Source organism: Brachybacterium equifaecis (assembly GCF_023509525.1).
GTDB classification, from domain to species: domain Bacteria; phylum Actinomycetota; class Actinomycetes; order Actinomycetales; family Dermabacteraceae; genus Brachybacterium; species Brachybacterium equifaecis.
Map to the genome: position 1 here is coordinate 312,791 of NZ_JAKNCJ010000002.1, position 21,320 is coordinate 334,110.

Sequence of the window (21,320 nt, forward strand, 5' to 3'; positions counted from 1 at the left end):
GGGCCCGGAGCGCGGTCCCGCGCGGCCCGACGCCCGCGCGGGACCCCAGTCCTTCGCAGGAGCCCTCCCAGCACCTATCCTGAGGGCGTGTCCCACAGCGTGTATGTCGCCAGCCCTGAAGGAATGACCGGCAAGTCGAGCGTGGCCCTGGGCCTGCTCGAGGCCCTCGCCGCCCGCACGGATCGGGTGGGCGTCTTCCGCCCCGTCTACAAGGCCGAGGCGGAGCACGATGCCGCCGTCGAGCTGCTCACCAGCCACCCTGCCGTCGACCAGTCCTACGAGGACGCCCTCGGCGTGGACTCCCAGCGCACTCTGGATGATCCGGACGGCGCCCACGAGGAGATCCTGCGCCGCTACCACCAGCTCGCCGCGCAGCACTCCGCGCTGATCGTCATCGGCTCCGACTACGACGACGTCGCCAACCCCACCGAGCTCGCGTTCAACGCCGAGGTCGCCGCGAACCTCGGCTCCCCCGTCGTCATCGTGGTCTCCGGCATCGACCGCACCCCCGAACAGATCGCCGCGCTCGCCTCGGTGAGCGTGCAGGAGTTCACCTCCCACCACTCGACCCCGATCGCGCTCGTCGTGAACCGCGCCGACGCCGACGCGCTCGAGAGCGTGCGCGAGGCCGTCAGCGCCCGCATGCCCGCCGGCATGATCGTCGCCGCGATGCCCGAGAACCCGGTGATCATGGCGCCGACGGTCGGCGCCATCCGCAGCGCCGTCGGCGGCACCCTCGTGCAGGGCAACCCGGAGTGGCTCGGGCGCGTCGCGCTCGGCACCGTCGTCGCCGCGATGAGCCTGCCGAACGTGCTGAAGCGCCTCACCGAGAACTGCACGGTGGTCGCTCCCGGCGACCGCTACGACCTGCTCCCCGGCCTGCTGCTCGCCCAGCAGTCCGGCACCTTCCCCGCGCTGAGCTCGATCGTCCTGACCGGCGGGTACGACGTCCCCGAGGAGATCACGCGCCTGCTCAGCGGCGTCCCGCAGGACCTCCCCCTCATCGTCACCGAGTCCTCGACCTTCGACACCGCGCTCGCCGTCGCGCAGACCCGCGGGCGGCTCAGCGCCGACAGCCCCCAGAAGCTCGACGCCGCGCGCCGCGACGTCTCCGCCTACCTGCCGCTGGAGGAGCTGCTCGACACCGTGGACGTCACCCGCAGCGACGTGGTCACGCCCATGATGTTCGAGTTCGAGCTGCTGGCCCGCGCCCGCGGCGAGAAGAAGCGGATCGTGCTGCCCGAGGGCGACGAGCCCCGCATCCTCGAGGCCGCCGCCGCGATCCTCGCGCGCGGCGTCGCCGACCTGATCCTGCTGGGCGACGAGACGGCGATCCGCTCGAAGGCCGCGCAGCTCGGCCACGACATCTCCGCCGCGCGCGTCGTCTCCCCGAGCGATCCGGAGCTCGTGGAGACCTTCGCCGCCGAGTACGCCCGGCTGCGCGCGAAGAAGGGCGTCACCCTCGAGGAGGCCCGCGAGAGGATCCAGGACGTCTCCTACTTCGGGACGATGATGGTGCAGCTCGGCGAGGCCGACGGCATGGTCTCCGGCGCGGTCCACTCGACCGCGCACACCATCCGCCCCAGCTTCGAGATCATCAAGACCAAGCCCGGCGCGAAGATCGTCTCCTCCGTGTTCCTCATGGCGCTCCAGGACCGGGTGCTCGTGTACGGCGACTGCGCCGTCAACCCCGATCCCACGGCCGACGAGCTCGCCGACATCGCCGCGCAGTCCGCCGAGACGGCCCGCCAGTTCGGCGTGGAGCCGCGCGTGGCGATGCTGTCGTACTCCACCGGCACCTCCGGCAGCGGGGCCGACGTCGACAAGGTGCGCGCCGCGACCGAGGCCGTGCGCGCCCAGCACCCGGATCTCGACGTCGAGGGGCCGATCCAGTACGACGCCGCCGTGGACGCCTCGGTCGCCCAGACGAAGCTGCCCGACAGCGCCGTCGCCGGGCGCGCCACCGTGTTCGTCTTCCCCGACCTCAACACCGGCAACAACACGTACAAGGCCGTGCAGCGCTCGGCCGGGGCGATCGCCATCGGCCCGGTCCTGCAGGGACTGAACAAGCCCGTCAACGACCTCTCCCGCGGGGCGCTGGTGGACGACATCATCAACACCGTCGTCATCACCGCCATCCAGGCGCAGGCGGCCGACGCCGACGCGCCCGCCCCCGCTGCCGACCCGACGCAGGCGCAGTCCGCCCCCTCTGACCAGAAGGATCCCGCATGAGCATCCGCGCACCCGAGCAGGCCGGATCCACGATCCTGGTCATCAACTCCGGCTCCTCCTCGCTGAAGTTCCAGCTCCTGGACCCCGGCACCGGCGACGTGTTCGCGAGCGGCATCGTCGAGCGCATCGGCCTCGAGCAGGGCCAGGCGAAGATCGCCGCCGGCGAGCGCGAGGCGCCCTTCACGGGCGCCGTGCCCGACCACGTCGAGGCGATGCGCGTGGTGACGCGGCTGTTCGAGGAGGTCGGCATCTCGCTCGCCGACTCGCACATCGTGGCCGTCGGCCATCGCGTGGTGCAGGGCGGATCGGACTTCTCCGAGCCGACCCTCATCGACCAGTCGGTGCGCGACCGGATCGCCGAGCTCGGCGCGCTCGCCCCACTGCACAATCCCGCGGCGGTCGACGGCATCGACGCCGCGCTCGCCCTGTTCCCGGCGATCCCGCACGTGGCGGTCTTCGACACCGCGTTCTTCGCGGATCTGCCCGAGGCCGCGCGCACGTACGCGCTGAACAAGGAGATCGCCGACGCCCACCAGGTGCGCCGCTACGGCGCCCACGGCACGAGCCATGCCTACGTCTCCGCGCAGGTCGCGCAGAAGCTGGCCGACGAGGGCCAGGACGTCTCCGACCTCAAGCAGATCGTGCTGCACCTGGGCAATGGGGCCTCGGCCTCGGCCGTGCACGGCGGGGAGGCCGTGGAGACCTCGATGGGCCTCACGCCCCTCGAGGGCCTGGTCATGGGCACCCGCACTGGTGACATCGACCCCAGCATCTACGCGCACCTGCATCGCACCGTCGGCATGAGCGCCGCGGAGATCGACACCGTGCTGAACAAGAAGTCCGGCATGCAGGGCCTGTGCGGCATGAGCGACTTCCGTGACATCACCGCCGCGATCGAGCAGGGCGATGCGCAGGCCGAGCTCGCCATGCAGATCTATGTGCACCGGCTGAAGAAGTACCTCGGCTCCTACGCCTTCGTGCTCGGCGGCCTGGACGTCATCACCTTCACCGCGGGCATCGGAGAGAACGTGCCGGAAGTGCGCGAGCGCCTCCTGGACGGGCTCGAGGCCTTCGGGATCCGCCTGGATCCGGCCAAGAACGCCGAGCGCTCCAAGGAGGTTCGCGTGATCTCCGCCGAGGACTCCGACGTGCTGGTGCTCGTGCTGCCGACGAACGAGGAGCTCGCGATCGCGCAGCAGGCGCTGGACGTCGCGCGCGCCTGAGCGCCGGAGACTCTGCGCGCCGGAAACCCTGAGCGCCGGAAACCCTGAGGCACGGAGACCTCGGGCAGTATCCTGGCCGGGACCTTCGGACACCCGCGCTCCCCAAGGGCGCGGGCGTCCGTCTCCTCGCCCCCGGAAGCGCCAATGGAATCCGCCCGCACCACCTTCTACGAGGTCCTGCCGTATGCGCTGGCGATCCTCGATGCGTTCTTCAGCTTCCCCGCGCTGCTGATCGCCCTGGTGGCGCTGGCCGGTCTGCTGCTGCAGCGCGCGAGCACCGGCGAGGTCGTTCGGGGGGCGCTGAAGACGGAGCTCGGGTATCTGCTGCTCGTCGTGGGCCTCGGCCTGCTGGCCTACGCCCTGGTCCCGATGAACCTCATGCTCGAAGGCGCCCTCGGCGTTCCCGGCATCGTCCCCGACAGCGCCGCGATGCTCCAGGACATCCAGGACTTCGAGTGGACGCTCATGCCTGCCCTCACCTTCGGGGGCTTCGCCGTCGCCCTCGTCCTGGCGCGGCTGACGCCGCTGCGCTACGTGCCGGTCAGCGGGACGCAGGTGCTGCTGCTGGCGGCGCTCGTGACGCTCGTGATCGGCGACCGGCGCGTGGGGAGCGGGGTGAGCACCCTCGTGGGATGCGTGCTCGTGGGCATCATGCTGGTGGCGGTCCCGGCGCTCGTGCAGCCATTCGTCCGCAAGGCGACCGGCGGCACGCCCGTCGCGATCAGCCACGCCGGCAGCGCCGGGATGATCGTCGCGGGGCTCGTCGGCCGCCTCGTCGATCCCCGGGGGCGCAGCCGAGCGACGGACACGGCGAGCGACGCGGAGGACGTCGATGCCACGCAGAACACCGTGTTCGTGACCTTCGCGGTCGGCACCGTGCTGGGCCTGGGGCTCGCCATCGCGAGCCTGCTGCGCGTCGGGGAGCCGGAGGCGTTCCGCGTCTTCGAGGCCACGCCCAAGGAGTGGCTCGGGTACCTCATGCTCGCGGGGCTGCACGGCATGATGCTCGGCGTCGGCATCCTCGCCGCCTACCTCGGCGGGCACCTGCTGCTGGGATCCCTCGTGCCCGCGTTCCGCGGGATCGCCGATCGGGCATTCCCCGGTGCCGTCCCGGCAATGGACGCCCCGATCCTGTTCCCCTTCGCCCCGAACGCCATGCTGATCGGCTTCCTGTCGAGCCTCGCTGGCGGCATCGCGACCGCGCTCGCGCTGGCCGCCTCCGGCGTGACCATGGGACCGTGGATCGTGCTGCCGAGCCTGGTCGCACATCTGTTCACCGGCGGCGCGGCAGGCGTGATCGGCAATGCGACCGGCGGGCGGCGAGGCGCCGTCGCCGGAGCGTTCGTCAGCGGGATCCTCGTCGCGCTGCTGCCGCTGCTGCTGGTGTCCACTCTCCGGATCCCGGGGTGGATGGACATCCCCTTCGCCGATACCGACCTCGCCTGGCTCGGCGCTCTGCTGTCGCTCAGCGCCCTCGATGACCCGATGATCTCCACGCTCGTGCTGCTCGCAATCGGGGCGGCCCTCCTCGGCGTCGCGATCCTCGTGCAGCGCCGCATCGTGGATGCCGGCTGGGATCCCGCACCGCGCCGAAAGGCCGACGACGCCGTCGAGGTGAAGATCATCGAGGAGAAGGGCCGTGCGCGGGGCTGAGGCCCGGCGCGCACCCGCGGCGGAAGGCCCCGTTCGATGCCCACGATCCCCGATCTGCTGCCCTCGCTGGAGATGATCCTCGATGCGCTCCCGGGCCTGTCGGTCGTTCTGGTCTCGCTGGTGGCTCTCGCCGGTCTGCTGCTGCAGCGGGCGAGAGCATTCGAGGTGGTGGTCGGGACGCTGAGGGCGGGGACCGGGGTCGCGGTGCTCGCGGCCGGCACAGCTCTGACGCTCCTGAGCCTCGGCGAGATGAGCCCCCTGCTCACGGCAGCCTTCGGCATCGATGCGCACGGGACCACGGGCAGCGATCTGCGCGGCGTCCTGCCCGACAGCCGAGCGGCGCTCTCCATGGCGCAGACTCTCGATCTGCCGATGATCGCCGCTCTGGCCCTCGGCGGTCTCGCAGTGGCCCTGCTCCTCGCGCGCGTGACTCCTCTGCGCGTCGTGCCCCTCAGCGGCACCGCCGTGCTGCTGCTGGCGGCCCTCCTGGCACAGGTCCTCGCCGGATCCGGCGCAGGCCGCGGTGCGAGCATCCTCGTCGGCAGCGCGGTGGCGGGGGTCGTGCTGGTGGCGATGCCGGCGCTGCTGCAGCCGTTCGTCCGCAGAGTCACCGGGGGCGCTCCCGTCGCGATCAGCGACCTCGGCGCCACGGGCCTGATCGCGGCGGGAGCGGCCGGTCGTCTCGTCGACCCCCGCGGTCGCAGCAGCTCGACTGACCCCCTCCCGGTCGCGGAGGACGCGGTGCCGATGCGGGGAACCGCTGTCGGCGCGGTAGCGGTCATGCTCCTTCTGAGCGTCGCGATCGGGATCGCGGAACTCGTGAGCGCGAGAGCGAGAGCGGAAGCTCCTCTCCTCGATCCGCTCGTCATCGCTGCGCTCAGCATCATCGGCCTGGGCCTCTCCCTGGCCCTGGGGCTCATCCTCATCCACGTCGGAGCGCAGCGGCTCCTGCGCTCGCTGCTGCCCGCGTTCCGGGGTATCGCCGACCGAGTGCTCCCCGGCGCGGTCCCCGCGCTCCCGGTGCAGGTGCTCTTCCCCTTCGCCCCGAACGCCGTGCTGATCGGGTTCGTGGCGAGCCTGGCCGCGGGGATCGGGGCCGGTCTCGGTCTCATGGCGGCCGGCGGCGGCCGGCTGGCCGCAGACCTGACCGTGGCGGAAGGGACTGCGGTCGCCTCGTGGGTCGTGCTGCCGAGCCTGGTCGCCCATCTGCTCAGCGGCGGCGCGGCGGGGGTGATCGGCAACGCGACCGGCGGCCGCCGCGGTGCCGTCGCCGGGGCCGTCGTCAACGGCCTCCTGATCACGGTCCTGCCGCTGGTGCTGCTGGCCGCCCTCGGTCTCTCGGGGTGGGACGACACCGTCTTCGCCGACACCGACCTCGCCTGGCTCGGGGCGCTCCTGTCGCTGGGCACCGTCAGCAGCCCGGTGGTCTCGATCCTCGTGCTGCTCGCGATCGGAGCCGCGCTGCTCGGCGCAGCGATCCTCATGCAGCGCCGGATCGTCGATGCCGGCTGGGATCCTGCTCCGCACCGGCGGGCCCCGGGTACGGTCGAGGTCATCGAGAAGTCCGCCCGCCCCTGATTTGAGGAGCCCTGATGAGCACTCCCCCGTCGCCTGCCGACCTGTTCCGGACCCTCAACGGGCTGCCCGAATGGTCATGGCCGGTCCGCCCCGAGACCCCTGCCGACGCGCCGGCGATCCACGCGGTGAACGCTGCCGCCTTCCCGACCGCGGACGAGGCGGATCTCGTCGAGGCGCTGAGGACGGATCCGTCCGCCTGGATCGAGGGTCTGTCGTGGGTCGCGACCGACGGCGACGCCGTCGTCGCGCACGCGCTGATCACGCGGTGCCGCGTGGGCGAGGAGCCCGCCCTCGCACTCGCGCCGTGCGCCGTCGAGCCGGAATACCAGGGACTGGGTGCCGGGTCCGCCGTGATCCGCGCGGCGCTCGAGGCGGCGCGGGAGCGCGCGGCTGAGGGCGGAGAGAACCTCGTCCTCGTGCTCGGCCACCACGACTACTACCCGCGCTTCGGCTTCACGCCGGCCTCTCAGATCGGCGTCACCGCCCCGTTCGACGTGCCCGACGAGGCCATGATGGCACTCGCTCTGGATCCCTCGCGGCCGACTCCGCGCGGGGTCATCCGGTACCCGGAGGCGTTCGGGGTGTGAGGGTTCGGAACGGGGCCCGACTCGCGCTCCTGCACCAGCACGGCGCGGTCCGTCTCCCTTCGCGGGTTCCGACAGGGGCATTGCCGAATGTCAGACGCGTGAGCGAGTATGTGCAGGAATCGACCCACCGTCCCCGAAGGAGCCCCACCATGCCCCTCTCTGATATCGAGATCATCGACTTCCCCGGCTTCCCGACCGCCGTCGTGCGCTTCGCCGACCACCCGATGGACCAGATGCACGTCGCGATGGATTCCGCGTTCGGCGCGCTGATGCAAGCCATCGGCAGCGGAGAGGTGCAGCCCTCGGGCCCCGCGTTCTCCCGCTACGAGAGCGCGCCGGGTGCGACCGCGACTTTCGAGACCGGCTTCCCGCTCGATGCTCCGCTGGCGGAGCCGGTCCGGATCGGAGAGGTCGAGATCGTGCCCTCCGAGCTGCCCGCCACGCGCCTGGCGATCGCGAAGCACCGCGGCTCCTACGACGGGCTCGGCCAGTCCTGGGAGCAGTTCCTCCTCGCGGTGCGCGAGCAGGGCCTCACGCCCGGGTACCCGTTCTGGGAGGCCTACGACACCCAGCCCACCCCCGAGATGGACCCCGCGGATCTGGTGACGGGGCTGGCGGTGCCGGTAAGTGGGCACGACGAGTACTGAGCTGAAGGCGCACCCCCCCTTCATGGACTCAATGACGAGAATGCTCGTCATTAAGGATAGTTGCGGCTGCTAGACTCGCCATTGACTCCAGGAGGCAGAATGGGCGGCTACCGCATCGACCCGCAGCTCACCGCCTTCGGCGAGCATCTGCACAGCTGGCGCATGGTCCTGGGGCTGACGAGCCAGCAGGTCTCCGAGCGGGCCGGCATCACGCGGGACACCCTCAGACGGATTGAGGCGGGAGATCCCGGGGTGGGGTTCGGCAAGGTCGCGCAGGTGCTGCGCGCCCTGGGGCAGCTCGATGCTGTCGTCCAGGCCGCCGACCCCCTGACCACCGACATCGGCCGGCTCCGCGCCGACCGCCTCAACCGGAAGCGCGCGCGATGACCAGCCTCGAGGTGTTCTGGGACCATGACGGCACTCCTGTACCGGTGGGCCAAGCCCATGTCACGAGGACTCGCGGGCGGATTTCCACCACCTTCATCTACGACCCCGGCTATCTCGCCGGCGGCGGCGCGAGCATCGACCCCGCCCTGCCGCTCGTCGGCGGCGCCCAGCACCAGCAGGGCCTGATCCGCGCATTCGCCGACAGCGCTCCGGACCGCTGGGGCCGCAATCTTCTCGAGAAGGCTGAGCGGCTCCATGCCCGCGAAGAGGAGCGCGCCCCTCGCCGCCTCGACGACGTGGACTTCCTCCTCGGCGTCAGCGACGACACCCGGCAAGGAGCTCTGAGGTTCCGCGTCTCCGACGGTGCGACCACGGGCGAGCTCACCGGCCCTCCGTCTCAGGTCCCGCAGCTCATCTCCCTGCCCGAGCTCCTGCACGCCGCCGATGAGCTCGACAGAGACCAGGGTTCGGCCGACGCCGTGAAGCAGCTGCTCGACACGGGCACCACCGGACTGGGCGGTGCGCGCCCCAAGGCTTCCGTTCTGCTCGACGACGACTTACCGGGGGTCGGCATCGTTCGGTTGAGAATTACTCTCCGCCGAGCCGCGCACAGCGGTGAACGCAGCTCGTGGCGACGTTGCAGTCTGCGTGCACCGCCGAGGGGCATCCCGGCGGGCACCCGTGTCCTAAACGACCAGTTACGGGATTGTCGTCTTCCTCGGGACGGTGGCAGGTAGGAGGCGGACGAGGACGATCATGGCGATGAGTTCGACGAGAGTCTGAGTAACCACTGCGCGTGGTGCGATCGCCAGGGCATCGGGAAGCGATAGCGCGAGCGGGAGGACCATCTGTGAGTTGCGGGTGGCGGCTGAGAACATCACTGCCCGCGTCAAGGCGGTACCGCTGGCGGCAGCCGCAGCTGTATGGTCAGTGCATGCTGACTAAAGCTTCGCGCCTCGAGGTCATGAATCGTCTCGGCCGTGCCATGGCCGACCCAACCCGGTCCCGCATCCTGCTGTCGATCCTCGACCATCCCGGCTATACCGCCGTACTGGCGGAAGAGCTGTCGCTGACCCGTACCAACGTGTCCAATCACCTCTCCTGCCTGCGCGGCTGTGGCATCGTGGTCGCTTCCCCCGAGGGGCGGTGCACGCGCTACGAGATCGCCGACGCGCATCTGACCAAGGCGCTCTCAGGGCTGGTCGAGACTGTGCTGGCGGTCGATGATGGCCGTCCGTGCACCGACGAGGACTGCGGCATCCCGCTGTGCTGCGATGCCTCCGTCGAGGTGCGTTCCAAGGCGGGCACGCGATGAGCGACGAATGCTGCGGCCCCGAGAAGCCCGCACCGCCCGTGGCCCCAGTGGTGGAGGATGCATGTTGCGGAAGTAGCGGCCTGACGGATCCGCCGGAGGCACTCGAGCTCGAACAGCTCTCACCGTGGTGGCACGATCGCGCGCTGCTGCTGCCGATCACCTCTGGTGTCTTGTGGGTGCTGGGGCTCTTGACGGGATGGGCAGGACTCAATACAGCCGGTCTCGCGGCCCACGTTCTCGCCCTGCTGGCCGGGGCCTGGACGTTCGTCCCCGGCACTCTGCGTCGCCTAGTGCAGGGCCGTGGACGCGGTCGGCTTGGCGTCGGCCTGCTGATGACCATTGCCGCGCTCGGTGCGGTGCTGTTAGGGCACTTCGGTGAAGCCGCGGCCTTGGCGTTCTTGTTCTCTCTGGCGGAGGCGTTGGAGGACCGGTCGATGGATCGCGCGAAGCAAGGCCTGCGGGCGCTGCTTGCCCTCATCCCCGAGACTGCCCGCGTTTCACGTCCGGGCGGGCCGCAGACCATCGCGGCCGGAGAGGTCCGCACCGAGGACGTGCTCCTGCTCGGTGCGGGCGACAAGGTTGCCACGGACGGTGTGATCCTCTCTGGGCGCTCCTGGATGAATACTTCGGCGATCACCGGCGAGTCCATACCGGTCGAGGTCGGCCCCGGAGACGAGGTGCATGCGGGCTCCGTCAACGGCTCGGGCTCGCTAGCGCTACGCGCTACTGCTGATGGTCGGGACAATTCACTGACCCAGATCGTGCGCTTGGTCGAGCAGGCCCATGCCGCCAAGGGTGAACGTGCCCGCCTCGCTGATCGCATTGCCCGTCCCCTCGTCCCGGTGGTGCTGATCGTCGCCGCACTGGTCGCACTCATTGGCGTCCTCACCGGAGACCCGGCAACTTGGACCGAGCGCGCCCTGGTGGTGCTCGTCGCCGCGTCGCCCTGCGCGTTAGCCATCGCTGTGCCGGTGACGGTCATCTCTTCGATCGGCTCCGCGAGCAAGCTCGGCGTGGTCATCAAGTCCGGCGCCGCCTTCGAACAGCTGGGGGCGATCCGCACTGTGGCTCTGGACAAGACCGGGACGCTCACCCGTAACGAACCCCGCGTCGTGGACGTCGCCACAAGTGAAGGCCGCAGCCGCGAGGAGGTCCTCGCGGCGGCCGCTGCTCTCGAGTCCGCCAGCGCCCATCCCCTCGCCGCCGCAGTCCTCGCCGCAACGGATGCCGCGGTGGACGCTGACGACGTCCAGGAAGTCCCCGGATACGGCATCACCGGAAGCATCCATGGCCGGGTGATCCGCGTGGGAAGTCCCCGCTGGATCTCCCCTGGCCAATTCGGGAACCGCACCCACGAGATGGCATCGCGTGGCATGAGCGTCGTCATGGTCGAGGAGGACAGCCATGTGATCGGCGCTGTCGGCATCCGCGACGAGCTGCGTCCCGAGGCGGCCGCGACGGTGGCTGCATTGCATGCCCAAGGCATCCGCACCGTCATGCTTACCGGCGACAACGCCCTGACCGCCCACGCAATCGCGGCAGAGGCCGGCATCGAGGAAGTCCATGCCGAGCAGCTGCCCGCTGACAAGGCCGCCTACGTCCGTCGCCTCTCGGAGCAGGCTCCGACCGCGATGATCGGAGACGGCATCAACGACGCGCCGGCCCTCGCGTCAGCGACGGTGGGCATCGCGATGGGAGCGACCGGCACGGCAGCAGCAGTCGAGTCGGCCGACGTCGCCTTCACCGGCACTGATCTGCGGCAGATCCCTGCCGCATTGGCTCATGCTCGCCGGGGTCACCGCATCATGACTGGGAACATCGTCCTCGCGCTGGCGATCATCGTGGTGCTGTTCCCACTAGCACTGTTCGGGGTGCTGGGTCTGGCCGCGGTGGTGCTCGTGCACGAGGTCGCCGAGGTCGTGGTGATCGCCAATGGCATGCGGGCCGCACGCACTCCAGGGGTAGGCGCGCAGGAGCCGTCCAGTCCGGTCGGGCAGGATCTGCGTGAGACGTCAACTGTCGGAAGGCCCGTTGCATGAGCAGGAGCACGAAATTCACTCTCGGACTGATCGCAGTGGCTGCGCTGGTCCTCGCCGGGTTCATCATCTTCCTCGACCCCGATGAGCAGGAATCGGCGCCGGCCGAGGACACGGGATCCGCGTCGGCCCAGCTCGTGCGAGAAGACAGTCCCCGGCTGTCCGAAGGTGGCGATGCCGTCTTCGTGGAGTACCTGGACTTCGAATGTGAGGCGTGTCTGTCCCTGTACCCCACGATCGAGGAGATTCGCGCCGAGTACGGCGACCGCGTGACCTTTGTGGTGCGGTACCTGCCGTTGCACGGAAATTCTGTCGAAGCCGCCAAGGCGGCTGAGGCCGCCGGAGAGCAGGGCGAGTTCGAAGCCATGTACAAGGCGCTGTTCGAGAATTCCGCCGAGTGGAGTCACCAGGAGACCTCGCAGCGGGAGGCGTTCTTCGGGTACGCCGAGGAGCTCGGGCTCGACATGGAACGCTTCGAGCAAGTCTATGACGATCCGGCCACCCTCGAACGCATCGAGCAGAGTGCTGCCGACGCGGAGGCGCTCGGCGTGACCAGCACTCCCACCTTCTTCGTCGACGGGGAGCGCCTGGAGCCCACCCGCGTCGAGGACCTCACGGATCCTCTCGATGCCGCACTTGAAGGCTGACGGCCCGGCCGCCGGGGAGCCTCGGGATTCGAGGGCTCCGCGCGGCCTGGGGATGCTCTTCACCGTCAGCGGCGCTATCGGCCTGGTCATGGCCGTTGTGCTGTTGGTCGAGAAGATTGCTCTGATCGAGGACCCCAGCTACGTCCCCTCGTGCAGTCTCAATCCGGTGCTTTCCTGCGGCTCCGTGATGGACACCCCGCAGGCCTCAGCCTTCGGCATCCCCAACCCGATCCTCGGCATCGCCGGCTTCGCGGCCGTTCTCGCGCTCGGATTCGCGTTCCTCGCCGGCGCCCGTGTGGCGCGCTGGATGAGTGTGCTCATCCAGGCAGGCGTGACCTTTGCGGTGCTCTTCGTGCAGTGGCTGATCGGGCAGAGCCTGTACGAGATCGGGGCACTGTGCCCCTACTGCATGGTCGTGTGGGCAGTGACCATCCCGCTGTTCTGGTTCACCACGATTCACTATCTCCGCGCTCTGGCAGACAGCTCCACCCCGGCCATTCGCCGGGGTGCCCGTCTCGTAATCGAGTTCCGCATCCCGATGCTTGTGGCCTGGTACCTCGTGATCCTGGCACTCATCGCCGTGAGGTTCTGGGACTACTGGTCCACGCTGTTCTAAGCGCCGGAGAGCTCACATCTCCGCCCACCCACCAATCCCCTCTCGATCACCTTGAAGGAGCGAGCACATGCGCGCCCACTCCCGGCGACGGATTCTGTACGCCACCGGTTTCTTGACCGCCACCGGTCTGTTCACTGCCTGCGGCAGCACTGATACCGGAGACCGCTACGACTCCGAGGACGCCGGATACGTCTCCGGCAACGGCGTGACCACAGAGATCGCTCCCGCCGATCGCGCCGAACCCACAGTGTTCACCGGGACCAGCTACGAGGGCGAACGGTTCGACTCCTCAGACCACTGGGGATCGGTGCTGGTGGTCAACGTCTGGTACGCCTCCTGCCCGCCATGCCGGGTGGAGGCCCCGGATCTTCAAGCGATCCACGAGGAGTACGCCGACCAGGGCGTGTCGTTCATCGGGATCAACGTCCGTGACTCGGCAGGTCCCGCCGGGGCCTTCGAGGAGACCTACGGGATCACGTACCCTTCGCTGCCGGACTCTGACGCAGAGATCATGTACCAGCTGCGCGGCCAAGTCGCGCCCAACGCAGTTCCCACTACTCTCGTCCTCGACCATGACGGCCGAGTCGCAGGTCGGATCTCTGGAGCGATCGACCCTTCCATCCTGAGATCGATGCTCGACGCCGTTCTCGCCGAAGGAGCCGCGTGAGCATCAACGGCCTCGCGGAGACCTTCCAGTCGATCGCCCTGTCCGGGTCCCTTCTGCTGGCCATCACCGTCGCCGCGATCGCAGGCCTGATCGCGTTCCTCTCACCGTGCGTGCTGCCCATCGTGCCGGGCTACCTCGGTTACGTCTCCGGGCTCGCCGGACAAGGACTGAAGACCACCGAGCCAACCCGGGGCACCCGTGGGAATACCGGGAGTGCGGGACGACCGATGACCTTTTTCCGTGAGGGAACTGGAAGAATGCTGGGCGGTAGCTTGCTGTTCGTCGCGGGCTTCGCGGTGGTATTCATGGCGCTGGGCGGGTTCGCCGGCGCGATGGGATATCTCCTTCAGGCGCACGCAGTATGGATCAATCGGGTGGCGGGCATCGTCGTCATGTTCATGGGACTCATTTTCATGGGTGTGTTCCCTCGATTGACGGGAAATCTCCAGGTGTCCAGGAAACGTCCTGATGCTGGCCTTCTGGGAGCCCCATTGATGGGCTTCGTCTTCGGGCTGAGCTGGACCCCATGTATCGGCCCCACCTACGCCGCGATCATCGCGCTCTCCCTCGATGCCGGCGCCGACGGAGCGTCCGCAGCTCGGGGCGCGACCCTGGCGCTCGCGTACTCGCTCGGACTGGGTGTTCCCTTCGTCCTCAGTGCCCTGCTGCTTGACAGGGCGATTGGCGTGAGCAGGGCACTTGCACGCCATCGCCGCCTCATCGGAGTTCTATCCGGGGCGCTACTCATGGCGATCGGCCTGCTGCTGCTCACGGGAATGTGGGCCTCATGGATGGATCAGCTGCAAGGCTCCATCGCCACGTTCCAGCCCGTCGTGTGAGCCTCACGAAGGCATTCTCTCCTGCCGATCTGCTGCCGGTGACCGACATGGGGTCCGTCCACCTCGACTGCACTCGTGACGTCTACCCCATTGCGGCATCGGCGTTTGGTAAAGAGAGGGTGTGACCCCGGGGCCCATGTGGCGAGAGTGTTCAAGAGAAGGCGAAATCGTCGGTCGGGGTCGCACATGACGCTATTGCGAGGGTGTTTCGGTCGGTACGTTGGTTGCACCGGTGACGAGGTGCGAGATTCCTTCCCGACGCGTCCTCTGCTGTCGACGTTGCCGCGACCAAATGCCAGACGACCCCGTGGATACATGCGGGGATATTCACGGAGTACATTCATGGCCACGAGCAATTCCCATCGCGCGGCCGGCCGCGCAGTCACCCCCCTTCGTCACAGCGGACGCGCCCTGCGTGGCACCGGAGGTGCCGCCCTCCTCGGCACCGTCCTGCTCGGGTCCGCCTTCGCTGGTGGTGCGGCCCAGGCAGCACCCGCAGCTCCTGCGACCGTGCCGTCCGCGGCCACGCAGGCCGCCGCGCCTGCTGCTCCGGCGCCGACGCAGGCACTGCACTCTTCCGAGAAGCTTCGCTGGGGATCCCAGGGTGCCTCGGTCGAGCAGCTCCAGTCCGCGCTGAACGATGAGGGTTCCTCACTCGCCGTCGACGGGAAGTTCGGCCCGCGTACCCATGGCGCGGTGAAGGACTACCAGCAGGCCAACGGCCTGCAGGTCGATGGCGTGGTGGGCCCCGAGACGCGCGGCTCCCTGAACGGTTCGGCCCCCGGTGTCGGCGGTGGTGGTGCGTCGGTTCCTGCGCCCGCATCCTCCTCCAGCAGCACCGGGCAGGCGATCGTCGACGCCGCACGGACCCAGATGGGTGCCGCTTACTCCTGGGGCTCGAGCAACCCGGGCGTGAGCTTCGATTGCTCCGGCCTGACCCAGTACGCCTACAAGCAGGTCGGCATCGACCTTCCGCGCACCTCCGGCCAGCAGGTCGACGCCGGCACCCAGATCTCCAAGTCCGAGGCGCAGCCCGGCGATCTTGTCGTGTGGCCCGGCCACATGGGCATCTACGCCGGCGGCGACAAGGTCGTCGATGCAGGACGCTCTCCCGGCGCGGTCACGGAGCGCACCATCTGGGGCAATCCCACCTTCGTCTCCTTCCGCTGAGCCCAGCGACCACTCGCGGCGCGCACCCCACCATCGAGGGGTGCGTGCCGTCTTTGCTCTCGCCTGCGGTCAGGAGGCGATCGGATCCGTGGGTGCTAAGTGTGCAAGGGACGTTCGGATTCACCTCGATGCACGGACGGGCTCTCCAGTTGGATCGTGGCGTGCTCGAACGCTATCGGGAAGTGCGTCCTGACGCAGACATGGACCTCTTCGAGGATCCGCAGTGCATGGGCCGATTCGAAGCACTCCTCCCCGACGACGACGTGCGCAGAGAAGATCGGCAGATTGCTCCCGATCGCTGAGGCGTGCAGGTCGTGGACGTCCTGGACGTGGTCGAGCGCGAGGATGTGCTCACGCACCTGATCGAGATCCACACCCTTCGGGGTGTACTCCATGAGGATCCGGAGCGTCTCGGCCATGATGCGGAACGCCCGAGGCACGATCAACGCGGCGATGAACAAACCGGCCAGCGCATCAGCCTGCTGGAATCCGGTCAGCTGAATCACGATCGCGGCAGTGATCACGCCGAGCGAACCGAGAGCGTCATTGAGGACCTCGAGGAACGCGGCACGCATGTTGAGGCTCGAATCCTTGCCTCCGGCCAGGATGAGGATCGCGGCGATGTTCGCGACCAGCCCGATCACACCGAAGATGAGCAGCTCACCCGAGGGAACGTCCGGGGGGTCCGTCAGTCGCGAAATGCCCTCGACGGCGGTGTAGGTGCCGACCACGATCAGGAGCGTGGCCTGGGCCAAGGCTGCCAGTACCTCGATGCGAGCGAATCCCCAGGTCTTACTGCTGCTGGCCGGGCGCAACATCATGGTCGCCGCAATCAACGCGACCAGCAGACCGGAGGCGTCGACAAGGGCATGCGCCGTGTCCGTGAGCAGAGCAAGACTGCCGGTGACGACGCTCCCGATCGCTTGCGCGAGCACGATGACGGAGGTGATGGCGAAGGCGATGGCGAGTCGCGTCCGGGCCGTGCTCGATCCGCTACCGCCGTGCGAATGGTCGTGTCCTGAGCTCATCAAAGGCCCCCGTCCTCGAGGTTCTCGTGATCGCGGTGGTTCTTCAGGGACAGGGTGGTCCCGGAGGTGTCGAGCAGGTCGTCAGCCGCCTCGAGTAGGTCGCTCAGTCGGGGCAGATCGGTGAGAGCGAACCACGATGCGCGGCCTTCAGTGCGCGCGGTGACCAGACCACAGTCGCGCAGGCACGAGAGATGCTTGCTGACGGTCGACTGGGCAAGGTGCATGTGTTCGACAAGGTCGCGAACTCGATGCTCACCGGTCGAGAGGTGCTGGAGGAGAGCCAAGCGTGTGGGTTCGGCGAGAGCATGGAAGAGCGCGGCATGACTGTCTGCCACCTCGAACTGCGGCTCGGCCGGGATCGCATCAATCGTCATATGGCGATGATATCGTCGTGTGGGGTTCTGTAAAGGGGTGGGACTGGACGAGTCGATCCTGGGAGATGAGCGAAGGGGTCGCTGGTGGCACGTCGCTACACTCGATGCGCCCCGGTCATGGGGACAAACCGGCCCGCACGAGGGGTCACCCGAGGAGGAGACGTTCATGACGGCGGACACGACGGCTGCTCGCGGAACCACCGGGACGGCGGTGCGGATCATGCTGGCCAGCCTGTTCGGGCTGCTCGCCGCCGTACTGATGCCACTGGTGGTGCCCGCATTGTTGCCCGCGGCGTCGGCGCACGACACCTTGACCTCTTCGAACCCGGCAGCAGGCGAAAGCCTCGAGCAGGCTCCCGAGGCGCTCGAGCTCACCTACAGCGATGAGGTTCTCAACCTCTCTCCGGCCGTGCGACTGACCACCTCCGCCGGCGAGGAGATCTTCACCGAGACACCCGCCGTGTCCGGCAACACGGCCACGATCGACCTGCCGCCGCTGCCCGCCGATGACTATCAGGTCTTGTGGCGTGTCGTCTCCTCGGACGGCCACCCGATCGAAGGCACGGTCGACTTCACCGTCACAGTCGGTGCCGAGCCCACGGCCACAGCGGACTCCGAATCGGAGGAGCCGAAGGAGAGCGAGGAGCCGACCGCCGGGACGGACGAACCGAGCACGGAAGACACCGCTGCCGAACCGGCAGAGGCTCAACAGAGCGAGGGCGGCCTTCCTCTCGGTATGATCCTCGGCGGCCTCGCTCTGCTCCTACTGCTCGCCGCGATCGGTGCGATCATCGTCCGCCTGCGCCGCAGCCCCGGTGACAACACCGACTGACCATCACGAACCCGATCAGGACAACGCATCACGGCACGCCGCGGCGAGCAACAGAACCCGGCTCAGTACCGCGCTGAGGCGGAACGACCTACGGAGAGTCCTTCGCTGCTCCGTCGCGATCGCGAGATGACCGCGCCGTGCAGGACTGCCAGCGTCAGAACCAGCGCAAGCAGGACCCGGCCACCAAGCCTTTGATCTCCGAACGCATCGGGGCCCCAGGTCCGCCCCATGACTGCGAACCAGTCGGGCTCCACGACCGGGAGCGCCAGCACCAGCAGAAGCGCCAGCCCAGCAAGAAAGCCGGCCCCCACAACCAGGGCCACCCAGCGCTCCCGCCCAGCGACCATGCCACCACCCAGCGCCCTACCCTGGAATGGCAGCGCCACAGCAGCACCGGCCACCACAGCGGCAGTAAGCACGACCAGTCGGCCGGGCGCGGTATGCAACCCCGCGCCGAGCGCCGGGGTCAGGTAGATCGCTGCAAATCCCGCCGCGCCGAGCAGCGCCAACACCGCCGGGTGAGCGAGCCACCGACCCGCACGGGAGCGAGGCTTCCAGTCGACGAGCTCGCGCAGTCCCGCCGAACCGTCCGACCGAGGAGCGATCCGATCCCGCACGAGATCACCGAAACGCCCGGCAACCAGTAGAGGCACTGCCACCAGAGCAAGCAGCGCGTGCTGGCTCAGGTGCACGGAGAACTGCACCGGCGCGTACACGCCCGGTGCCCCGTTCGTCACCCAAAAGATGACCACGCATCCCGCTACCCACGCCGAAGTCCTGGCCACGGGCCAGCGTCGCCCGCCAGTGCCCGTCAACGGGCGGCGCAGGTGCACCCAGAGGTAGATGACCGCGAGACCGAGGGCGAGTGCCATTCCGGCGACGTCCACACGCCAGGTCGTCAGCAGCGTCGCCAGCTCAGGCGGAGCAGGCAGTGGATAGTCGGTCAGCGCCTCAGCCGTCGAGGTGACCGGCTCAGGCTCGTCCGGCACCGGAGGCGCCGTGTTCGACAGTGCGGCAGCGAGTCCGGTCGCCGCCGCGATCAGGAAGACTTCCCCCGCGGCGAGCCACAGGAAGTCTCTCCGGCGACCCGAGTCCCGCAGCCGGCCCAGTACCCGTCGGCGCTGCCACCAGCCAGCGCCACCCAGCAGCACCAGCAACACCGTCTTCAGCACGAGCATCCACCCGTACGCGGTGGTCACAAGGTCCAGAGGCGCGGAGAGCCGGACCAGGGCAGAGGCGATACCGCTGGCGGCCAACGCCCCATAACAAGCAAGCGCCAGGACGCTGAACCGTTCGGCGACATCCCTCAGTCGTGCTCCGAGCCGGCCCGCAACCAGCACGAGCAGCGCGAGCCCACCCAGCCACACTCCGGCAGCCACGAGGTGCACGATCATCGCGCTCGTGGCCGCCTCGTGAGAGGTCTGCCCCGAGGCATGGCCCGTCATCGACTTCGTCACCAACGTCGCGAACACCAAGCCCAGCGCGATCAGGAGCCCCATGCGGGACCTCACGACGATCAGCATGGTCGAGGCAGCGGCGACGAACACCGCCCCGGCAAGCTGGTATTGACCGAGCTCAAGCCGCGTGATGTACATCAGAAGATCGGAGCCGAACCGCGGGGAGAAGGGTGCCTGGCCCGCCGCCAAAGCGTAGCCAAGCACCATCCGCACGACCAGCAGCGTTGACCACACCATTCCCAGGCCCATACCGATATCGAGCGCCCGCTCGTACGCCGGATGGAACCGAGACACGGCAGCGTGTTCCTGGTCAGCCTCCGACGCGGACGGCTCCGCACGGCGGGGCAGCACGACGAGCGCCAGCACGAGGCACGCCACGGTGGCGGCACCGACCACATCACCGAGGGCATCGACGATCGGCAACCCCCACCGCACCACCGGGCCGGCATCGACGAGCTCCATCGAGACCGGTGCTCCCGCCATGGCGGCCGCGATCACCGTCCACAGAACAGCCCACGGAGCCGCAGTACCCACGATGAGGATTCTGGTGCGCATCGAGCTCACCAGCTCGCCCCGCATCGAATCCCGGAAACTGCTGCGCGGACAGGCGAGACGGCCGTCTTGGCGTCGTTGTCTGCCATTCTGTTCGCCGCACGGGAAGCAACCCGGCGCGTACCGATCCTCAACATGCTGTCCAGTCTCCCGTTCACTGTTGTGTCAGCTACTCCACTAGCCCCGGTCAGGTTAGCCATCGACCGGTGCGCGCTGGAGCTCAGACGAGCTCACCATGAGCAAGCCCTCCCCGTTAAACGGTGGGAACTCGTTGGGGCTCAGATCCGGACTCCGCTCGGACGATGACGACGTGACGAAGCGTCCCGGGTCCAGGTTCCGAGACCGATCTACTGAGCCCGGGACCTGAGTTTGCTTTAGCTGAATCAGAGGCCGAAGGCTCCGCCACTGACAAGGATGACGATGCCGAGACCGATGAGAACGATGGGGAAGAGGATGTGCTCCCAGCGTTCGAGGACTTCGGCGATCGGTGGGCGGGTGGCGACAAACTTGGCCAGGACCACCAGGACCGCGACGAGCGCGAGGAAGACGATGCAGTAGGCGACTACTGCGAGAGGTTCCACGCTGAGGAAGACAGGGGTGTAGACGCCGATGTTGTCGCCGCCGTTGGCAAGGGTGACGCCTGCGACTGTCCACACGCCGACCTTCTTGCCGGCAACCTTGGCCTCGTCGTCATCGTCGTCATCGTCTCCGCGCCAGGCCTGCCACGCCGCCCAGAGACCGAGGCCCAGAGGGATGAGACCGAAGTACGGGATGGCTGCCGAGGGCAGGAAGGCTCCGGCGCCGAGGGTCACCAGGACAGCGGCACCGAGGATGCCGACGAACCCGAGGTACTGCCCGGCCAGAATGCGGGCGGTAGTGCCACGCTGGCCCACGCCTCGGGCAAAAAAGAGGGAGAGCACGATGACGTCGTCGATGTTGGTCGCCACGAACAGGCCCATCGCCTGCAGGACCGAGGCGAGCATCATGCGCCCTCCCCTGCTACGTCGCATCCGGGAACAGTGCAGGCGGGATCGATGCAGGGGGCGTCTTCGTCCACCGCGAGGGTGGCGTCGACCAGCGCGGTCAGGGCCTGCGCCAGGTGGGAATCGGCGATCTCATACCGTGTCCGACGACCCTCGGGCTCGGCGACCACGATCCCGCAATCGCGTAGGCATGCGAGGTGGTTGGACACGTTGGAACGTGTCAGCTCCAGATCTCGGGCCAGCTCCGCCGGATACGCGGACCCATCGAGCAGAGCCAGGATAATCCGGGACCTGGTCGGGTCGGCCAGCGCGCGACCCAACCGGTTCATCACATCGAGACGAGAAGCTATAGTCAGCATGCACTGAACTATATACCGAAAACTGAACAGTGTGTCGACGGCGGCGAGGCGATCCCTCACCCGCTCCCTGCCAAAGAAAACCCACAGCCGGCTAGACCTCTCCCGCCGCCTCACCGGGGTGTCCCCGGTCATCGCGGA

The 21,320-nt window shown here is 68.5% G+C and carries 21 protein-coding genes; 16 read left to right on the forward strand and 5 right to left on the reverse strand.

Going from position 1 to position 21,320, the window contains the following annotated elements:
* The first annotated feature begins 87 nt into the window (after positions 1-87).
* The 15 genes from pta (at position 88) to Bequi_RS06000 (ending at position 15,597) form a co-directional block, all read left to right on the forward strand.
* Complete coding sequence (gene pta, locus Bequi_RS05925) at positions 88-2,232, forward strand: phosphate acetyltransferase (protein ID WP_347271975.1); 2,145 nt, start codon at positions 88-90, stop codon at positions 2,230-2,232.
* Positions 2,229-3,455, forward strand: coding sequence for an acetate kinase (locus Bequi_RS05930; protein WP_249737039.1), 1,227 nt, complete (start codon positions 2,229-2,231; stop codon positions 3,453-3,455). Before pta ends, Bequi_RS05930 begins: the two co-directional genes overlap by 4 nt.
* A gap of 144 nt (positions 3,456-3,599) precedes the next feature.
* Positions 3,600-5,108 carry a PTS transporter subunit IIC gene (locus tag Bequi_RS05935; protein ID WP_249737040.1) on the forward strand — a complete coding sequence of 503 codons (1,509 nt, stop codon included), beginning with the start codon at positions 3,600-3,602 and terminating at the stop codon, positions 5,106-5,108.
* Between the two features lie 36 nt (positions 5,109-5,144).
* Entirely contained in the window at positions 5,145-6,686 is a 1,542-nt protein-coding gene (locus Bequi_RS05940; RefSeq protein ID WP_249737041.1) for a PTS transporter subunit IIC, read from the forward strand.
* Between the two features lie 14 nt (positions 6,687-6,700).
* Positions 6,701-7,273 (forward strand): GNAT family N-acetyltransferase, encoded by a 573-nt coding sequence (locus Bequi_RS05945; RefSeq protein WP_249737042.1) that lies wholly within the window; start codon positions 6,701-6,703, stop codon positions 7,271-7,273.
* Positions 7,274-7,422: 149 nt separating this feature from the next.
* Positions 7,423-7,920 carry a GyrI-like domain-containing protein gene (locus tag Bequi_RS05950; protein ID WP_249737043.1) on the forward strand — a complete coding sequence of 166 codons (498 nt, stop codon included), beginning with the start codon at positions 7,423-7,425 and terminating at the stop codon, positions 7,918-7,920.
* Positions 7,921-8,019: 99 nt separating this feature from the next.
* Complete coding sequence (locus tag Bequi_RS05955) at positions 8,020-8,307, forward strand: helix-turn-helix domain-containing protein (protein ID WP_249737044.1); 288 nt, start codon at positions 8,020-8,022, stop codon at positions 8,305-8,307.
* Positions 8,304-9,044, forward strand: coding sequence for a HipA N-terminal domain-containing protein (locus Bequi_RS05960; RefSeq protein WP_249737045.1), 741 nt, complete (start codon positions 8,304-8,306; stop codon positions 9,042-9,044). Before Bequi_RS05955 ends, Bequi_RS05960 begins: the two co-directional genes overlap by 4 nt.
* A 197-nt stretch (positions 9,045-9,241) precedes the next feature.
* Complete coding sequence (gene cmtR / locus Bequi_RS05970) at positions 9,242-9,622, forward strand: Cd(II)/Pb(II)-sensing metalloregulatory transcriptional regulator CmtR (RefSeq protein WP_249737046.1); 381 nt, start codon at positions 9,242-9,244, stop codon at positions 9,620-9,622.
* Positions 9,619-11,661, forward strand: a complete 2,043-nt coding sequence (locus Bequi_RS05975) for a heavy metal translocating P-type ATPase (RefSeq protein ID WP_087484037.1) — start codon at positions 9,619-9,621, stop codon at positions 11,659-11,661. The genes cmtR (Bequi_RS05970) and Bequi_RS05975 overlap by 4 nt, the downstream gene beginning before the upstream one ends.
* Entirely contained in the window at positions 11,658-12,305 is a 648-nt protein-coding gene (locus Bequi_RS05980) for a DsbA family protein (RefSeq protein WP_249737047.1), read from the forward strand. Before Bequi_RS05975 ends, Bequi_RS05980 begins: the two co-directional genes overlap by 4 nt.
* Before the next feature lie 52 nt (positions 12,306-12,357).
* Positions 12,358-12,921 (forward strand): vitamin K epoxide reductase family protein, encoded by a 564-nt coding sequence (locus Bequi_RS05985; protein ID WP_249737398.1) that lies wholly within the window; start codon positions 12,358-12,360, stop codon positions 12,919-12,921.
* A 67-nt stretch (positions 12,922-12,988) separates the two neighbouring features.
* The gene (locus tag Bequi_RS05990) at positions 12,989-13,588 is read left to right on the forward strand and encodes a TlpA family protein disulfide reductase (protein ID WP_017822345.1); all 600 of its coding nucleotides are present in this window, start codon (positions 12,989-12,991) and stop codon (positions 13,586-13,588) included.
* Positions 13,585-14,427, forward strand: coding sequence for a cytochrome c biogenesis CcdA family protein (locus Bequi_RS05995; RefSeq protein WP_249737048.1), 843 nt, complete (start codon positions 13,585-13,587; stop codon positions 14,425-14,427). The genes Bequi_RS05990 and Bequi_RS05995 overlap by 4 nt, the downstream gene beginning before the upstream one ends.
* Positions 14,428-14,769: 342 nt before the next feature.
* The gene (locus Bequi_RS06000; protein WP_249737049.1) at positions 14,770-15,597 is read left to right on the forward strand and encodes a C40 family peptidase; all 828 of its coding nucleotides are present in this window, start codon (positions 14,770-14,772) and stop codon (positions 15,595-15,597) included.
* 95 nt (positions 15,598-15,692) lie between these two features.
* Here Bequi_RS06000 and Bequi_RS06005 read toward each other — a convergent pair whose 3' ends face one another.
* Positions 15,693-16,625: a cation diffusion facilitator family transporter gene (locus Bequi_RS06005; RefSeq protein WP_249737050.1), complete on the reverse strand. Its 933-nt coding sequence runs from the start codon at positions 16,623-16,625 to the stop codon at positions 15,693-15,695.
* A complete protein-coding gene (locus Bequi_RS06010) occupies positions 16,625-16,999 on the reverse strand; it encodes an ArsR/SmtB family transcription factor (RefSeq protein WP_249737051.1) in 375 nt (124 codons plus the stop codon). Before Bequi_RS06010 ends, Bequi_RS06005 begins: the two co-directional genes overlap by 1 nt.
* Before the next feature lie 220 nt (positions 17,000-17,219).
* Between Bequi_RS06010 and Bequi_RS06015 the strand changes: the two genes are divergently transcribed.
* Positions 17,220-17,831: a copper resistance CopC family protein gene (locus Bequi_RS06015; RefSeq protein WP_249737052.1), complete on the forward strand. Its 612-nt coding sequence runs from the start codon at positions 17,220-17,222 to the stop codon at positions 17,829-17,831.
* Between the two features lie 62 nt (positions 17,832-17,893).
* Here Bequi_RS06015 and Bequi_RS06020 read toward each other — a convergent pair whose 3' ends face one another.
* The 3 genes from Bequi_RS06020 to cmtR (Bequi_RS06030) all read right to left on the reverse strand — a co-directional run bounded on the left by Bequi_RS06020 (position 17,894) and on the right by cmtR (Bequi_RS06030) (position 21,182).
* Positions 17,894-19,843, reverse strand: coding sequence for a cytochrome c oxidase assembly protein (locus Bequi_RS06020; protein ID WP_249737399.1), 1,950 nt, complete (start codon positions 19,841-19,843; stop codon positions 17,894-17,896).
* Between the two features lie 380 nt (positions 19,844-20,223).
* Positions 20,224-20,826, reverse strand: coding sequence for a cadmium resistance transporter (locus Bequi_RS06025; protein WP_249737053.1), 603 nt, complete (start codon positions 20,824-20,826; stop codon positions 20,224-20,226).
* Positions 20,823-21,182: a Cd(II)/Pb(II)-sensing metalloregulatory transcriptional regulator CmtR gene (cmtR, locus tag Bequi_RS06030; protein ID WP_031306889.1), complete on the reverse strand. Its 360-nt coding sequence runs from the start codon at positions 21,180-21,182 to the stop codon at positions 20,823-20,825. The genes Bequi_RS06025 and cmtR (Bequi_RS06030) overlap by 4 nt, the downstream gene beginning before the upstream one ends.
* Positions 21,183-21,320: the final 138 nt, after the last annotated feature.

Coding starts and splice junctions, on each gene's coding strand:
- Bequi_RS05930 (WP_249737039.1), top strand. CDS start 2,229: ATGAGCATCCGCGCACCCGAGCAGGCCGGATCCACGATCCTGGTCATC.
- Bequi_RS05935 (WP_249737040.1), top strand. CDS start 3,600: ATGGAATCCGCCCGCACCACCTTCTACGAGGTCCTGCCGTATGCGCTG.
- Bequi_RS05940 (WP_249737041.1), top strand. CDS start 5,145: ATGCCCACGATCCCCGATCTGCTGCCCTCGCTGGAGATGATCCTCGAT.
- Bequi_RS05945 (WP_249737042.1), top strand. CDS start 6,701: ATGAGCACTCCCCCGTCGCCTGCCGACCTGTTCCGGACCCTCAACGGG.
- Bequi_RS05950 (WP_249737043.1), top strand. CDS start 7,423: ATGCCCCTCTCTGATATCGAGATCATCGACTTCCCCGGCTTCCCGACC.
- Bequi_RS05955 (WP_249737044.1), top strand. CDS start 8,020: ATGGGCGGCTACCGCATCGACCCGCAGCTCACCGCCTTCGGCGAGCAT.
- Bequi_RS05960 (WP_249737045.1), top strand. CDS start 8,304: ATGACCAGCCTCGAGGTGTTCTGGGACCATGACGGCACTCCTGTACCG.
- cmtR (WP_249737046.1), top strand. CDS start 9,242: ATGCTGACTAAAGCTTCGCGCCTCGAGGTCATGAATCGTCTCGGCCGT.
- Bequi_RS05975 (WP_087484037.1), top strand. CDS start 9,619: ATGAGCGACGAATGCTGCGGCCCCGAGAAGCCCGCACCGCCCGTGGCC.
- Bequi_RS05980 (WP_249737047.1), top strand. CDS start 11,658: ATGAGCAGGAGCACGAAATTCACTCTCGGACTGATCGCAGTGGCTGCG.
- Bequi_RS05985 (WP_249737398.1), top strand. CDS start 12,358: ATGCTCTTCACCGTCAGCGGCGCTATCGGCCTGGTCATGGCCGTTGTG.
- Bequi_RS05990 (WP_017822345.1), top strand. CDS start 12,989: ATGCGCGCCCACTCCCGGCGACGGATTCTGTACGCCACCGGTTTCTTG.
- Bequi_RS06000 (WP_249737049.1), top strand. CDS start 14,770: ATGGCCACGAGCAATTCCCATCGCGCGGCCGGCCGCGCAGTCACCCCC.
- Bequi_RS06005 (WP_249737050.1), bottom strand. CDS start 16,625: ATGAGCTCAGGACACGACCATTCGCACGGCGGTAGCGGATCGAGCACG.
- Bequi_RS06010 (WP_249737051.1), bottom strand. CDS start 16,999: ATGACGATTGATGCGATCCCGGCCGAGCCGCAGTTCGAGGTGGCAGAC.
- Bequi_RS06015 (WP_249737052.1), top strand. CDS start 17,220: ATGCTGGCCAGCCTGTTCGGGCTGCTCGCCGCCGTACTGATGCCACTG.
- Bequi_RS06020 (WP_249737399.1), bottom strand. CDS start 19,843: ATGCGCACCAGAATCCTCATCGTGGGTACTGCGGCTCCGTGGGCTGTT.
- Bequi_RS06025 (WP_249737053.1), bottom strand. CDS start 20,826: ATGATGCTCGCCTCGGTCCTGCAGGCGATGGGCCTGTTCGTGGCGACC.
- cmtR (WP_031306889.1), bottom strand. CDS start 21,182: ATGCTGACTATAGCTTCTCGTCTCGATGTGATGAACCGGTTGGGTCGC.